At 72.4% G+C, this 13,504-nt stretch carries 13 protein-coding genes and 1 tRNA gene; 6 read left to right on the top strand and 8 right to left on the bottom strand.

All coding sequences use genetic code 11. The features are described from left to right. The first annotated feature begins 443 nt into the window (after window positions 1-443). Window positions 444-1,697: an acetyl-CoA C-acetyltransferase gene (locus JQS43_RS21785; protein ID WP_239676233.1), complete on the top strand. Its 1,254-nt coding sequence runs from the start codon at window positions 444-446 to the stop codon at window positions 1,695-1,697. Window positions 1,698-1,765: 68 nt separating this feature from the next. On the opposite strand, the gene JQS43_RS21790 is transcribed toward JQS43_RS21785, so the two are convergent. Together JQS43_RS21790 and map are read right to left on the bottom strand one after the other, a co-directional pair. After that, window positions 1,766-2,584: a Bax inhibitor-1/YccA family protein gene (locus JQS43_RS21790; RefSeq protein ID WP_239676234.1), complete on the bottom strand. Its 819-nt coding sequence runs from the start codon at window positions 2,582-2,584 to the stop codon at window positions 1,766-1,768. A 117-nt stretch (window positions 2,585-2,701) separates the two neighbouring features. Continuing rightward, a complete protein-coding gene (gene map / locus JQS43_RS21795) occupies window positions 2,702-3,466 on the bottom strand; it encodes a type I methionyl aminopeptidase (protein ID WP_239676235.1) in 765 nt (254 codons plus the stop codon). Between the two features lie 56 nt (window positions 3,467-3,522). Here map and JQS43_RS21800 point away from each other — a divergent pair, with 56 nt between their 5' ends. Together JQS43_RS21800 and JQS43_RS21805 are read left to right on the top strand one after the other, a co-directional pair. Next, on the top strand, window positions 3,523-3,792 hold the full coding sequence (locus JQS43_RS21800) for a helix-turn-helix domain-containing protein (RefSeq protein ID WP_239676236.1): 270 nt from the start codon (window positions 3,523-3,525) through the stop codon (window positions 3,790-3,792). After that, on the top strand, window positions 3,785-5,032 hold the full coding sequence (locus JQS43_RS21805; RefSeq protein WP_239676237.1) for a flavin monoamine oxidase family protein: 1,248 nt from the start codon (window positions 3,785-3,787) through the stop codon (window positions 5,030-5,032). The genes JQS43_RS21800 and JQS43_RS21805 overlap by 8 nt, the downstream gene beginning before the upstream one ends. A gap of 8 nt (window positions 5,033-5,040) precedes the next feature. On the opposite strand, the gene JQS43_RS21810 is transcribed toward JQS43_RS21805, so the two are convergent. Both JQS43_RS21810 and JQS43_RS21815 read right to left on the bottom strand, forming a co-directional pair. Beyond that, complete coding sequence (locus tag JQS43_RS21810) at window positions 5,041-5,796, bottom strand: anti-sigma factor (RefSeq protein ID WP_239676238.1); 756 nt, start codon at window positions 5,794-5,796, stop codon at window positions 5,041-5,043. Beyond that, the gene (locus tag JQS43_RS21815; protein WP_239676239.1) at window positions 5,750-6,361 is read right to left on the bottom strand and encodes an RNA polymerase sigma factor; all 612 of its coding nucleotides are present in this window, start codon (window positions 6,359-6,361) and stop codon (window positions 5,750-5,752) included. The genes JQS43_RS21810 and JQS43_RS21815 overlap by 47 nt, the downstream gene beginning before the upstream one ends. Window positions 6,362-6,594: 233 nt before the next feature. On the opposite strand from JQS43_RS21815, the gene JQS43_RS21820 reads away from it, so the two are divergent. Both JQS43_RS21820 and JQS43_RS21825 read left to right on the top strand, forming a co-directional pair. Then, window positions 6,595-7,431, top strand: a complete 837-nt coding sequence (locus tag JQS43_RS21820) for a DUF4397 domain-containing protein (RefSeq protein WP_239676240.1) — start codon at window positions 6,595-6,597, stop codon at window positions 7,429-7,431. Continuing rightward, window positions 7,428-8,126 (top strand): class F sortase, encoded by a 699-nt coding sequence (locus tag JQS43_RS21825; protein ID WP_239676241.1) that lies wholly within the window; start codon window positions 7,428-7,430, stop codon window positions 8,124-8,126. Before JQS43_RS21820 ends, JQS43_RS21825 begins: the two co-directional genes overlap by 4 nt. Before the next feature lie 123 nt (window positions 8,127-8,249). On the opposite strand, the gene JQS43_RS21830 is transcribed toward JQS43_RS21825, so the two are convergent. Beyond that, a tRNA-Leu gene (locus tag JQS43_RS21830) sits at window positions 8,250-8,331 on the bottom strand. A gap of 44 nt (window positions 8,332-8,375) precedes the next feature. Between JQS43_RS21830 and JQS43_RS21835 the strand changes: the two genes are divergently transcribed. Beyond that, entirely contained in the window at window positions 8,376-10,181 is a 1,806-nt protein-coding gene (locus tag JQS43_RS21835) for a hypothetical protein (RefSeq protein ID WP_239676242.1), read from the top strand. Window positions 10,182-10,219: 38 nt separating this feature from the next. On the opposite strand, the gene JQS43_RS21840 is transcribed toward JQS43_RS21835, so the two are convergent. The 3 genes from JQS43_RS21840 to JQS43_RS21850 all read right to left on the bottom strand — a co-directional run bounded on the left by JQS43_RS21840 (window position 10,220) and on the right by JQS43_RS21850 (window position 13,502). Beyond that, window positions 10,220-11,551: an NAD(P)/FAD-dependent oxidoreductase gene (locus JQS43_RS21840; RefSeq protein ID WP_239676243.1), complete on the bottom strand. Its 1,332-nt coding sequence runs from the start codon at window positions 11,549-11,551 to the stop codon at window positions 10,220-10,222. A gap of 77 nt (window positions 11,552-11,628) precedes the next feature. Next, window positions 11,629-12,198: a hypothetical protein gene (locus tag JQS43_RS21845; protein WP_239676244.1), complete on the bottom strand. Its 570-nt coding sequence runs from the start codon at window positions 12,196-12,198 to the stop codon at window positions 11,629-11,631. After that, on the bottom strand, window positions 12,195-13,502 hold the full coding sequence (locus JQS43_RS21850) for a DUF58 domain-containing protein (RefSeq protein WP_239676245.1): 1,308 nt from the start codon (window positions 13,500-13,502) through the stop codon (window positions 12,195-12,197). Before JQS43_RS21850 ends, JQS43_RS21845 begins: the two co-directional genes overlap by 4 nt. Window positions 13,503-13,504: the final 2 nt, after the last annotated feature.

Raw genomic sequence — 13,504 nt, forward strand, 5'->3', positions numbered from 1 at the left:
CTACGCTGGCCGGGGCCACTGCGGCACCGGGTGCATTTCGGACATGGTTGGGCAGGGAGGGATCTTGCGTACGGAAAAGTCCGATATTACCGTACGCAAGATCCCTCCCTGCCCAACCATGTCGGGGTTTAGTCGTATGCGTAAGCAAAGCAAACGCTCCCGCAGCACCACCTGAGCTGCGGCGATGCTTGATGATCAAAAGTGACCCGATTTAACCAGCAGGGTCCTATATGCCGGCACTAGCAGCGCTTGTGGATTGAGTGGCGCCACACCGCTCCCGTCTGCTCCGTCTGCGCTCGCAGCTCTCGTAGGCTGCGCAACCGCCCCCTACCCGCCACTGCTCGAAGTTGATCAAGCGCCAGCCCACAAGGTACGGGCGACGGGCGGCCGCGCTGCCACAACGGCTGAGGCTACTGGCGAGTAGGAAGCGGTAGCCTGTGGAGATGGAGCACTCGGAAGCTGTCATCGTCGCCACCGCCCGGTCTCCGATCGGCCGGGCGCACAAGGGCTCACTCAGCCAGGTCAGGCCGGACGACCTCACCGCCACCATCGTGCAGGCCGCGCTGGACAAGGTCCCCGAGCTGGACCCGGAGACCATCGACGACCTCTACCTCGGCTGCGGACTGCCCGGCGGTGAGCAGGGGTTCAACATGGCCCGGGTGGTCTCGGTGCTGCTGGGACTGGATTCGGTCCCCGGCGCCACGATCACCCGGTACTGTTCGTCGTCGCTGCAGACCACCCGGATGGCGATGCACGCGATCCGGGCCGGCGAGGGCGAGGTCTTCGTCTCGGCTGGGGTGGAGTGCGTCTCCCGCTACGCCCGCGGCAACTCCGACATGCTGCCGCCGGAGGCGGCCGAGTTGGTCGGCGGCGGCTGGCACAACCCGCGCTTCGAGGCGGCCCGATCCCGGACCCAGTCCCGCGCCGAGGGCGGCGGTGAGAGCTGGCGGGATCCGCGGGAAGCCGGGCAGCTGCCCGACATCTACATCGCCATGGGCCAGACTGCCGAGAACCTCGCCGAGGTCCACGGCGTGAGCCGGGACGAGATGGACGACTTCGGGGTCCGGTCGCAGAACCTCGCGGAGAAGGGAATCGCGGACGGCTTCTGGGAGCGGGAGATCACACCGGTGACCACACCGGACGGTACGGTGGTGGCGCGGGACGACGGCCCCCGGCCCGGGGTGACCAAGGAGGCGGTGGCCGGCCTGAAGCCGGTGTTCCGGCCCGATGGCCGGGTCACCGCCGGCAACTGCTGCGCGCTGAACGACGGGGCGGCGGCGGTGATCGTGATGAGCGCCGGCAAAGCCCGGGAGTTGGGGATCACCCCGCTTGCCCGGATCGTCGCCACTGGAGTGTCGGCGCTCTCGCCGGAGATCATGGGGCTCGGTCCGGTGGCGGCGTCGCAGCAGGCGCTCGCCCGGGCCGGCATGAGCATCTCCGACGTCGACCTGGTCGAGATCAACGAAGCGTTCGCGGCCCAGGTGATCCCGTCGTACCAGCAGTTGGGGGTGCCGCTGGAGAAGCTGAACGTGGCGGGCGGCTCGATCGCGGTGGGGCATCCCTTCGGCATGACCGGCGCCCGGATCACCACCACCCTGCTGAACGCGCTGGACTGGCACGACCAGCAGATCGGCCTGGAGACCATGTGCGTCGGCGGCGGCCAGGGCATGGCGATGGTCCTCGAGCGGCTGAGCTGACCAGGGTCCGATACGAAACGACCCCGGGGCCGCCAGGCCTCGGGGTCGTCGCGTCGTAACGGCGTCGGTCAGTCGCCCTGGAAGTAGCTGAGCAGGCGCAGCACCTCGATGTAGAGCCAGATCAGGCTGACCACGATGCCGAAGGCGCAGGCCCAGGCGTACTTCTGCGGGAGGCCGAGCCGGACCCCCTCTTCCACCTCGTGGAAGCTGAGGATGAAGCTCAGCGCCGCCAGCACGATGAAGACCAGGCTCACGATGATCGCGATCGGGCCGCCGTCGCGAAGGATGGTCGGCTCACCGGTGAACAGCGTGATGCCCAGGTTGACCAGGATCACCGCGGCGGCCCCGACCAGCGCGGCGGTCATGAACTTGATGAACTTCGGGGTGGCCCGGATGGTGCCGCTCTTGTAGAGGATGCCCATCAGCAGGAAGACGCCGACCGTGGCGGCGACCGCCTGCAGCACGATGCCTTCGTACATCGCGTTGAAGTACTGGCTGATGGCGCCGAGGAAGACCCCCATCACCGCCGCGTACACGCTGATCAGGATCGGGTTGGTGACCCGGGCGAAGGCGATGATCAAGCCGAGCACCAGCCCGACGATCATCGCCGGGAAGGCGAAGACCAGGCCGTCGGCCGGCTCGGTGCCCAGCCAGATCACGCCAGCGGCGACCGCGACCAGTGCGATCAGCCCGACCGTCCGGGTGACCACGTCGTCGATGGTCATCGGCCGGGTGTCGGGCGGCGCGGTGGCGGTCCCGTCCGGGCCGGTCGGGTAGGCGCCGGCCGACTGGCCGAAGACCTGCGGCTGGTGCCCGCCCGGCGCGGCGGTCCGCTCCCGCTCCGCGTCCTTGGCGAGCCGGGTCAACACCGGGTTACTCGTCCTCACGTCACACGCTCCGTCGATATCGTTCTGGCCACGCCAGGGATCTTGCCAGGTGGGGTTATGACCACAGGGTATCCGGCCCCGCCACCCCGGCAAAACGAACCTGCAGAAACCGCTCGGCTACGGCACGGTGAGTAGTTCAGGGCCGGATTCGGTCACCGCGACGGTGTGCTCGGCGTGGGCGGCGCGGGTGCCGTCGGCGGTGCGCACCGTCCAGCCGTCCGGGTCGTGCCGGTATCGGCGACCACCTCTGGTCAGCATCGGTTCCAGCGCCAACACCAGCCCGGCCGACAGCCGCATCCCGCGCCCGGGCGGCCCGTCGTTCGCCACGTACGGCGCCTCGTGCATGGTCCGCCCGATGCCGTGTCCACCGTGGTCGGCCAACCCCCGGTAACCGCTCTGCTGGGCGGAGCGGCCGATCGCGTGGGAGATGTCGCTGAGCCGGGCGCCGGCCGTCGCCGCCGCCACGCCCGCGGCGAGCGCCCGTTCGGTGGCCTCGATCAGCGCCTGGTCCGCCGGGTCCGGAGTGCCGACGATGAAGCTGATCGCGGCGTCGCCGCACCAGCCGTCGAGCCGGGCCCCGCAGTCGATGCTGACCAGGTCGCCGTCGGCGAGCCGCTGGTCGCCGGGGATGCCGTGGACCACGGCGTCGTTGACGCTGGCGCAGATCACCCCGGGGAACGGGGTGGGCGCCCACTCCGGGTGGTAGCCGCGGAACAGTGGTTCGGCGCCGGCGTCGGCGACCACCTTGGCGGCGATCTCGTCCAGCTCCCGCAGCCGTACCCCGATCGCCGCCTGTTCCCGCACCGCCGCCAACGCCTGGCCCACCACCTGGCCGGCCCTGCGCAGCCCGTCGATCTCCGCCGGGGTCTTCAACTCCACCATGCCGCCGCTCCCACACGTCGTCCTCGGATAACTATACCGGTATTACTATCACAGGAATGGTGCGCGCTCCGCTGACCCCGCACGAACGCGAACGCGGCGAACGACTCGGCCGGCTGCTTCGGCAGGCCCGCGGCGAGCAGAGCATGGCGCAGGTCGCCAGCGCCGCCGGGATCTCGGTCGAGACCCTCCGCAAGATCGAAACCGGCCGGATTCCGGCGCCCGCCTTCTTCACCGTCACCGCGGTGGCGCAGGCGCTGGGCATCTCGCTCGACCAGCTCGCCGCCACCGTCGGCGACCCGATCCGACCAGCGCCCGCGCATGGCTGACCCGGTCGACCTGCTCGTGATCGGCGGCGGCGCCGCCGGTCTCGCCGCCGCGGTCGCCGGCGAGCAGCGCGGCCTGACCTGCCAGGTGCTGGAGGCGCAGGCGAGGCTGGGCGGCCGGGTGCACACGGTCGAGACCGACACCGGCCCGGTCGACCTCGGCGCCCAGGAGATCAACGGCGACATGACCGCCGTGCTGGACCTCGCCGCCGACGCCGGCCGGCACCTCAGCCCGCTGCCGACCGGCGGGGCGGGGCTGACCGTGACCGGCGACGCCCAGCGCCGCCGGCCGGCCCACGAACGGCCCGACGCCTGGCTGGCGCTGCTTACCGACGGCGCGCCGCCGGCTCCGGGCAGCAGCGTGGCCGACCTGCTCAAGGCCGCCGACCTCCCCCAGGCCGAGGCGGACCTGGCCCAGACCGTGACCGCCGAGCTGTTCGGCCAGCCGGCGCACCGGCTCGACGCCGAGGCGGTCCGGCGCGAGCTCGCCACCTACGAATCAGACCGCGACCCGGACGAGTTTCAGCTACGGGGCGGATTCGGCGAGGTGATCACGGCGCTCGCCGGGCAGCTACGCCGACCGCCGGTCATGGGCACGCCGGTGCAGACCGTCCGGGTGGTCGACGACGAGGTGGTGGTGCAGACCGCCACCGCCGCCTGGTCGGCGCGGTATGTGGTGATCACCGCCCCGCCGCCGGTGGCGCGCTGGATCGACTACCGCCTGCCGGCGCAGCAGGAGCTCAGCTCGCTGCTGGCCGGGTTCGTCGCCGGCGACCTGATCAAGTACACCGCCGTCTACGACCGCCCGTTCTGGCGGTACGACGGGCTGAGCGGTGCGGCGACCTACACCGACCCGGTCGGCCTGGTGGTAGCCGACGGCTCGGTCGACGACGGGCGGGCACCCCGGCTCACCGCCTTCCTGGGCGGCCCCACCGCGCGTACCTGGGCCGGGTTGCCGACCGAGCAGCGCGACCAGCAGCTGCGACATCAGTTGGCCCGGGCGTTCGGTCCGGCCGCAGCGCAGCCGCTGGCGATCCACGAGGCGGTGTGGGTCGACCACCCGTGGTCGGGCGGGGCCTACAACTCCCAGGTACGCGCCGGTGCCGCGGCGGACTCCGCGGACCGGCTCGCGGCCTGGGGTGACCGGGTGGTCTTCGCCGGCGCCGAGCTGGCACCCCGCTTCCGGGGCTTCGTCGAGGGGGCGATCAGCAGCGGCCGTGCCGCGGTGGCCCGGCTCGGGTAACACCCAGGTCAGTCGCCGAGCACCCCTCGCACGATGCTGTTGCCGGAGTGGCTGGTGTCGCCGTCGTACTCCTCCAACGACACATCGACCAGCCGGTACGCCCCCAGGTCCACCGTCGGCGGCAGCGGCAACACCAGGTCGGGGCCCTCCCCCCACACCCCGATCGAGATCATCTCCATCGTGTCCGGGTTGATCAGCCACACCTCGTAGTAGCCTGCCTGCTGCTCCAGGCCGGTGACGTGCAGGTGCAGGGTGTGCCCGTCGAGCACCCGGGCCTCGCCGTGGGCGGCGACCGGCACCGTCTCCAGCGGCGTCAACGCTGCCTGCGCGGTGACCTCCTCGACCACCGCCGGCTCCTGGTCGAGCAGTTCGGTGACGCCGAGCGTGCCGCCGACCGCCAGCACCGCCGCGACCGCCGCCACCAGCAGCAGCCGGGCCGACTCCGGCCAGCGGCGGGAGCGGACCGAGGCCCGGTGGGGCGGCGGCCGGTCCGGCGCTTCGGTGCTCGGCCCGGTGCGTGATTCGGTGGCCGCCACCGTTGGCGCTTCGGTGACTTGGGCGAGGATGCCCTGCCACACCCGTTCCGGGGGCGCCGGCAGCTCCCGCAGCTGCCGGGCGTCCGCGGCGTGACCAGCGACCTCCCGCAGGTCGCCCAGCTCCGCGCGGCATTGCGGGCAGCCGTCGAGGTGGGCCGTCTCGCCACCGTCGCTTACCCCGTCACCGATGGCGATGAGTACCAGCCGGTCTGGATCGAGGTGCGGCACCGTCCACCTCCCATCTGCGTTTCAGGCTCGCCATGCCCCGCCGGATGTGGCTCTTCACCGTGCCCAGCGGCAGCTCGGTCACGGCCGAGATCTGCTGGTGGGTCAGGTCGTCGTAGAAGGCCAGTTCCAGCACCCGCCGCTGCTCCGGCGGCAGCTGCGCCAACCCGTCGGCGACCACCAACCGGTCCACCACCCGGTCCGGGTCGGCCGGCGCCGACTGCGGCGCGGGCTGCGCCTGCACGGTCTCGGCCACCCGCCGCTCCCGGGACCGCACCCGGAGCCGGTCGATCGCCTGCCTACGCGCGATCCCGAGCAGCCAACCGAGCAGGCTGCCGCGGTCGGGGTCGAAGGTACCGCGGCCCAGCCAGGCGGCGACGAAGGTGGCCTGGGTGACATCTTCGGCGTCGGCCGCCGTCGGCAGCGCCCCGGTAGCCAGGTGGAACACGGCCGGGCCGTACCGGTCGTAGACCTGCCGGAGAGCCTGCTCGTCGCCGTCCCGGAACCGGCCGGTCAGCTCGGCGTCCCGTTCGGCCCGGGAGTCAGGCGACTGATGGTTGTCGGTCACCGGTCACCCGGTGCGAGTCGCCGCATCGTTACACCGTAGCGGCTCTGCGTACATAAAGTCTCCCCCATCGTTGCGGGCAGCGGAGTCATGCGATTGGGATTACGCCGCGAGGCCGCCGCCCGGATGCAGGCAGTGTCACATCGGCGAGAAATCCGCATCCGGCGCGGCGCGATCGGGCGTAACCCGCTGTGCAACCTGACCGACAGTGGTGAGGACCACAGCGAGGAGGAGACATGCGTACGTCGCAGATCCGCCGGCCGTTGGCGGTGACCGCGATCGCCGCGGTGACCGCCGGCGCGGGACTGGCGCTCGCCAGCCCGGCGCAGGCGCAGGAGACATCCCAGGTGTCGGTGGTGCACGGCATCCCCGGCCAGGATGTCGATGTCTACGTGGACGGGGACGCGCTGCTGGAGGGCTTCGCGCCGGGCGAGATCGCCGGCCCGTTGGACCTGCCGGCCGGTGCGTACGACATCGTGATCACCGCTCCGGGCGGCGACCCGGACAGTGAGGCGATCCTGGAGGTCGATGGGGCGGAGGTGCCGGGCGGGGCGAACCTGAGCCTGGTCGCGCACCTCTCGGAGGACGGGGAGCCGACGCTCACGCCGTTCGCCAACGACGTCAGCGAGGTGGCCGCCGGGGATGCCCGGCTGACCGTCCGGCACACCGCCGCCGCACCGGCGGTGGATGTGCGGGCCGGCGGCGAGCCGGTCTTCACCGACCTGACCAACCCGAACGAGGACGGGGCCGACCTGCCGGCCGGCACCGTCGACGCCGACGTGGTGCTCGCCGGCACCGAGGACGTGGTGCTCGGCCCGGCCGACCTGGACCTGGCCGAAGGCACGGCGACCATCGTCTACGCCATCGGCTCGGCCGAGGACGACACGCTGGATCTGGTGGTGCAGACCATCGACGGGCTGCACTCGCCGCCGTCCGGCGTGCCGAGCGGCACCGGCGGCCAGGCCGCCACCGGGGTGGCGGCCGGCTGGTTCGCCGCCGCCGCGGCCGGGCTGATGCTCGTCATCGGCGGGGCCTTCGGGCTGCGGCACTACCGCCGGACCGCGCTGCGATGAGGGGGCACCGGGGCCGGCGCCGATCTGGGGGGATCGGCGCCGGCCGCGGTCGGCCGCTGGTGGTCGCCGCGCTGGTGCTCGGGGTGACCCTGGTCGCCGCCAGCAGCGTCGCCGTCTGGCGGGGGCAGGGCGTGTCCGAGGTGGGCACCGACGCGGCGGCGGAGCTGACCGCACCGCCGCCGACCGAGGCGGGCGACCCGCCAGTGCCGATCACCGACGGCCGCGGCGGGTCGGAGCGGACGGTACGGCCGCCGGTGACGCTGTCGATCCCGGCGCTGGGGCTCGCCGCCCAGGTCAACCAGGTGGGGATCACCCCGGAGACCGGCGAGTTCGACGTCCCGCCGAGCGTGGACCAGGTGGGGTGGTACGAGTACGGTCCGGGGCTGGAGGCTGAGGCCGGCTCAATCGTGGTCGCCGGCCATGTCGACAGCGCCGACCAGGGCCACGGCGCCTTCTATGCGCTCGGCGAGCTGGCCCCCGGTGACCTGGTGGAGGCCGCCGACGAGGCTGGCGAGGTGCACCAGTTCGAGGTGGTCGCCCGCGAGGTCTACGACAAGGAGGAGATCCCGCTGGCGCGCTACTTCGCCCGGGACGGCGAGCTCCGCCTGACGTTGATCACCTGCGGCGGCGAGTTCGATCCGGCCGCCGGCCGCTACCAGGACAATGTGGTGGTCACGGCGGTGCCGGCGCCGTAGCCACGGGGGTGGCGGCGCGGGACCGGACCTACTGCGGCTGCGCGGATCATGGACTTTGGTCACTGATCGGACGCCGACCATGGACCAAAGTCCATGATCAACGCGTGGGCCTTTTCCACGCCGTGCCCGGGGCGGGACTCGAACCCGCACGCCTTTCGGCAGCCGCTTTTAAGGCAGCCGTGTCTACCGGTTCCACCACCCGGGCGGCTCTGCCACCGTAACCCGTACCCAGCGGTTAAGGTCAGACCGATGCGTACGACCCCGACCAGCCGGCCGGCTGACCCCGCCCTCCCCACCACGTCAGGCCGCGCGATGTTTCAGCTGCGTACGTGGGCGCGACGGCCAGCGGTGGTCGACCTCGGCGTGGCGTTGCTGTTTCTCGCCGCCGCGGTCTGGGTCGGGCAGGGCCTGTGGCCGGACCCGACCACCCGGGAGCTGATCCTCAACCCGGAAGATCAGATCCTGATCGAGTGGTTCTTCGCCGTCGATGTGCAGGTGCTCTTCGGCGACCAGGGGTTGGTCACCGACCGGCTGAACGCGCCGGACGGCATGAACATGCTGGCCAACGCCACCTCGTTGACGCTGGGGCTGCTGCTGGCGCCGGTCACGTTGACCGCGGGGGCGCCGGTTTCGTTCGCCATTGCCACGATCGGCAACCTCGCCGCCACCGCCATCGCGTGGTACCTGCTGTTCAGCCGTACCCTGGGGGCCCACCGGCTGGCGGCGGCGGTCGCCGCCGGCTTCTGTGGGTTCGCGCCGGCGATGATCTCCCACTCGAACAGTCACTGGCACATGTCCTCGCAGTGGCTGGTGCCCGCGATCGCCTGGAGTGTGATTCGCCTCACACGCGCGGCCGAGCAGCGTGATCACCGACGGATCCTCACCTCCGCACTGTGGCTCGCCGGCCTGGTCATCGCCCAGTACTTCCTCGGTGCCGAGGTGCTCTACCTCGCCGCGGTCGCCTTCGCCCTATTCAGCATCGGGTACGCAGTGCTGCGGCTCGGCTGGGCCCGGAAGATCCTGCCCGGGTTCCTCACCGGCATGGCGGTCGCCACCGGCCTCGCCACCGCGGCGCTCGCCTACCCGATCTGGGTCCAGCTCGCCGGCCCGGTCAGCGTCGCCGACGGGCCGTTCGACCCGTACTACTACTCCGCCGACCTAGCCAGCTGGACCAACTTCTCGCCACTGAGCATCGCCGGCAGCGACAGCGCCGCCGCGCTCGCCACCGGACCCGCCGAGTACAACGCCTTCCTCGGCTGGCCACTGCTGCTCGCCGCAGTCGCCGGGGTGATCTGGCTCCGGGACAACCCGCTGGTGCTCGCCGCCGCCGGCGCCAGCGCGATCCTGGCAGTGCTCTCGCTCGGCCCGGAGCTGATCATGTATCAGACCCGGATGCAGATCCCGCTGCCCTACGTCGCACTGGTCGACACTCCGGTCATCGACGGCGCACTGCCGCAGCGGTACGCGGTGGCGGTGGTGCCGCTGCTCGCCCTGATCCTGCTGGTCGGGCTCGAACGGGCCCGCCGCCAGACCGACTGGCAGCGCTACGCCGTACCGGTGGTGGCGGCAGCGGTGCTGCTGCCGCTGCTGCCCACCCCGCTGCCGGCCGGCGACCGCGACCCGGTGCCCCAGTTCATCAGCGAAGGCCACTGGCGGGAATGCGTCTCCCCCGGTGGGGTCCTGGTGCCGGTCCCGCTGCCCACGCCACCCGAGCCGGAGCCGATGCGCTGGGCGGCCGCGGCCAACGCCGAATTCGGCCTCCCGGAGGGCTTCTTCATCGGCCCCTACGGCGCTGGCGGCACCGCCTCCATGGGCACCGCGAAACGAACCACCTCGGCGCTGCTCGCGGAGGTGGCCGCCACCGGAGCCGCCCCCGAGATCGGCCGGGAGCAGCGGGCGCACGCCCAAGCCGACCTGGCGTACTGGAACGCCGAGTGCGTGGTACTCGGCCCGGGCCAGCAACACGAGACGGCGCTGCGGGACACGCTGGCGGCGCTGCTCAACGCCCCCGGGCAACGGATCGCCGACGCCTGGGTGTGGCCGGTCGCCCGCTGAACCGGCGGCGCCGGCATCACCGGCACGACCCCGCCGACCTACTGGCGAGGTGGCGTCGACGGAGTGACGTCGGTAAACGGCAGCCGGGGATCGTGCAGCTGCCCCAACGCCACCACCTCCCGGCGCAGAAACAGCGCCAGCGTCCAGTCGGCCAGCACCCGAACCTTGCCGGCGAAGGTGGGGATCCGGCTCATGTGGTACGTGCGGTGCATGAACCAGGCCGGGAACCCGCGGATCTTGATGCCATACACGTGGGCGACGCCCTTGTAGAGGCCGAGGCTAGCGACGCTGCCGGCATGCTTGTGCCGGTAGGCGAGCGGGGCCCGGCCCTTCACCGCCCGGACGATGTTGTCGGCGAGCCGATCCGCCTGCCGGACCGCGTGCTGCGCGCTCGGCGAGCAGAGCGTGCCCGGCTCGGCGGCGGTCAGGTCGGGCACGGCGGCACAGTCGCCCGCGCTCCACGCACCCGGCACCACCGTCTCCCCGTCGACCACCTGCAGCGTCGGCAGGCAGGTGATCCGGCCCTTGTCGTCACGGGGCAGATCGGTGGCAGCGACCAGCGGATGGGCCCGCACCCCAGCGGTCCACACAATGGTGTCCGCCTCGAAGGTGTCACCGTCGGAGAGCTCCACCTTGCCGTCGACACAGGAGTCGAGCCGGGTGTCCAGCCGGATGTCCAGCCCCCGCTCCCGCAGCTGGGTGACCGTGTAGGCGCCCAGCTCCGGCCCCACCTCCGGCAACACCCGCTGGGTCGCCTCCACCAGCACCCAGTGCATGTCGGCGTCGGTGAGCTCCGGATAGTAGCGAAGCGCCACCCGGGCCATGTCCTCCAGCTCGGCCAGCGCCTCGATCCCGGCATAGCCCGCGCCCACCACCACAAAGGTCAGCGCCCGCTGCCGCAGCAGCGGATCGTCGGTGGCGGCGGCCACATCCAGCCGCTCCAGCACCCGGTTACGGGCCCAGATCGCCTCCCCCAACGTCTTGAACCCCACCGCGTGCTCGCGCAGCCCAGGGATCGGCAGGGTGCGGGAGACGCTGCCCGGGGCGAGCACCAGATCGTCGTAGCGCAACTGACGGGTCGGGCCGTCGGCCATCTGCACGGTGGCGGTGCGCTGCGCATGATCCACGCCCGCCACCGCCCCGGTGACGATGGTGCAGCGCCGCAGCGTCTGCCGCAGCGGCACCACCGAGTGCCGCGGCTCGATGCTCCCCGCCGCCGCCTCGGGAAGGAAAGGCTGGTAGGTCAGGTGCGGCTGGGGGTCGACCACGACGACCTCGACCTCCCGCGCGGAGAGCCGGTGACTCAGCCGGTGCGCGGTGTAGTAACCGACGTGCCCGGCACCGACGATGAGGACGCGGTGAGGTGCCACGCCTCCATCATGCTCCGTTACCGGGCGGCACGGAAGTCCTCGCGACAAATGTGAGCGTCGTGACGCTTACCGGTTAATCATCCTCGCTGCGAACTCCGCAACGCCCGCAACAGGTAGGTGAGCAGCACCGCCAGCGCCACCCCGACCACCGTCGCCGCCACATGCCGCGCCGCCACCACCCCAGCGGCCTCCGCCAGATACGGCACCCCCAGCAGCACCAACCCCACCAGCCCCGCCGAGGCGGCGATCACCGCCGCCGCCCGCAGCAGCCAGGCGACCACCGCGTCCGGCGCCACCACCGCGTCGAACGGCAACGCCACCACCAGCGCACTCACGGTATGGACCAGGTAAAGCAGCCCGGCCAGGGCCGCCGCCTGGGCGGCGAACCCGACCGTGGCGCTCGGGCTGGCCGAGGCTACCCAACCGCCGGCCGCGACCAACACCAGCAGCAGCGGGGCGACGCCGCTCGGCAAGCAGGCCGGCACGATCGCCACCGCCGCGAGCAACACCCACCCCACCGGCAACGTCCACACCAGATCCGGAGCGGCCAGCGCCAACGCGCCGAACCCCGCCGTCGCGATCACCGCCCGCAACAACAGCGGGGTAACGCTGATCCGCGCCGCCGCGGTCACCACCCGGGCGATCACGGCGCCGCCCGCCCGCCAGCGCCGACCGGGCCACCGGGCAGCCGGCCAACCCGGCGCAGCACCGGATCCAGCGTCCCGGCACCGGCCCACGGCACGACCGGCACCCCATGCTCGCCGAGTGCGCCGACGGTGTTGCGCCGCTCCAGCTGCCACATCCGGTACGCCAGTGCCGACTGCGGCCCCAGGTCGGGCACCGGCAGATCCGGCGGCAAGGTGTCGACCGCCACCACGAACCGGCCGGAACGGGCCAACCGCGCCAGCATCTCCACCGCCCCGGTCGCCACCAACGGAGTCAAGACCACCACCAGCGCGTCGCCGGAGAGCAGATGCGGGCCGAAGACCCGCTCATACGGTGCGCTGTGACCGGTGCCCGGGGTCACGTCGAGCAGCCACTCCAGCACCGTCAAATACTGCCGGCGACCGCTGGCCGGCCGCAGCCGCCGGGCCGCCTTGCCGTACTCCACCAGCGACACCCGGTCCCCCTGGTGCAGGTAGTGCTCGGCGATCGCGGCGGCGGCGCGGACGGTGACATCCAGCACCGAGGCCTGCCCGTCCACCCCGCCCGACACCCCCACCTCGGTGAGCACATCGAGCACGAGCACCACCTCGGCGTCCCGGTCGGAGAGGGTGGCGGCCACATGCGGGTGCCCGGTGCGCAGCGACGCCCGCCAGTCGACCCGGCGCAGCCGGTCACCCGGCAGGAACTGCCGCACCCCGGCGAGCTCACCGCCGGCGCCCGGCTGCCGGGAACGGTGACTACCGACCAGCCCGGCCGAGCGGGGCATCGTCTCTCCGGCCTGGAACCGGGCCGCGGCCGGGTAGGCGGTCAACATCGCCGGGCCGGCGCGTCTCGACTCGGTCAGCAGCAGCCCGTCGGCGGCGTAGCCGAGCGCCTGCGCGGGCCCGAGTAGCTGCCGCCCCCACCGCCGCACCGGCCCGACCAGCGACAACTCGGCCACCTGCCCCCCGGGCACGGTCACCGCGTACGGGCGGTCCACCCCCTGGTACGCCAGCCACCGGCTGGCCCGGGTCCGCACCACCACCAGGTCGTAGCTGGCCGGGTCCGGGTTGCCTACGCTGATCGTGCCGGCGCTCTGGTCGCCCTCGACCTGCCGCTCCTCCGAAACGGCGACGGTGAGCCGCGGCGGCTGCTGCGGCCGTCGCAGCAGCGCCCAGATCGTGCCGAACGCGAACGGGGCCGCCAGCAGCACCACATCCGGCCGGCTCAGCAGCACCCCGCCGAGCGCCAGCACGCCGGTGAGCAGCACCGCCCGCCGCAACGCTGGCGTGGGCCGCCACGGCATCG

The organism is Natronosporangium hydrolyticum, from assembly GCF_016925615.1.
In the GTDB taxonomy this organism is placed as follows: domain Bacteria; phylum Actinomycetota; class Actinomycetes; order Mycobacteriales; family Micromonosporaceae; genus Natronosporangium; species Natronosporangium hydrolyticum.

Bases quoted from the DNA above. Each gene is read 5' to 3' on its own strand.
- JQS43_RS21785 (WP_239676233.1), top strand. From the start codon at position 444: ATGGAGCACTCGGAAGCTGTCATCGTCGCCACCGCCCGGTCTCCGATC.
- map (WP_239676235.1), bottom strand. From the start codon at position 3,466: ATGGTGGAGTTGAAGACCCCGGCGGAGATCGACGGGCTGCGCAGGGCC.
- JQS43_RS21800 (WP_239676236.1), top strand. From the start codon at position 3,523: ATGGTGCGCGCTCCGCTGACCCCGCACGAACGCGAACGCGGCGAACGA.
- JQS43_RS21805 (WP_239676237.1), top strand. From the start codon at position 3,785: ATGGCTGACCCGGTCGACCTGCTCGTGATCGGCGGCGGCGCCGCCGGT.
- JQS43_RS21820 (WP_239676240.1), top strand. From the start codon at position 6,595: ATGCGTACGTCGCAGATCCGCCGGCCGTTGGCGGTGACCGCGATCGCC.
- JQS43_RS21825 (WP_239676241.1), top strand. From the start codon at position 7,428: ATGAGGGGGCACCGGGGCCGGCGCCGATCTGGGGGGATCGGCGCCGGC.
- JQS43_RS21835 (WP_239676242.1), top strand. From the start codon at position 8,376: ATGCGTACGACCCCGACCAGCCGGCCGGCTGACCCCGCCCTCCCCACC.
- JQS43_RS21850 (WP_239676245.1), bottom strand. From the start codon at position 13,502: ATGCCGTGGCGGCCCACGCCAGCGTTGCGGCGGGCGGTGCTGCTCACC.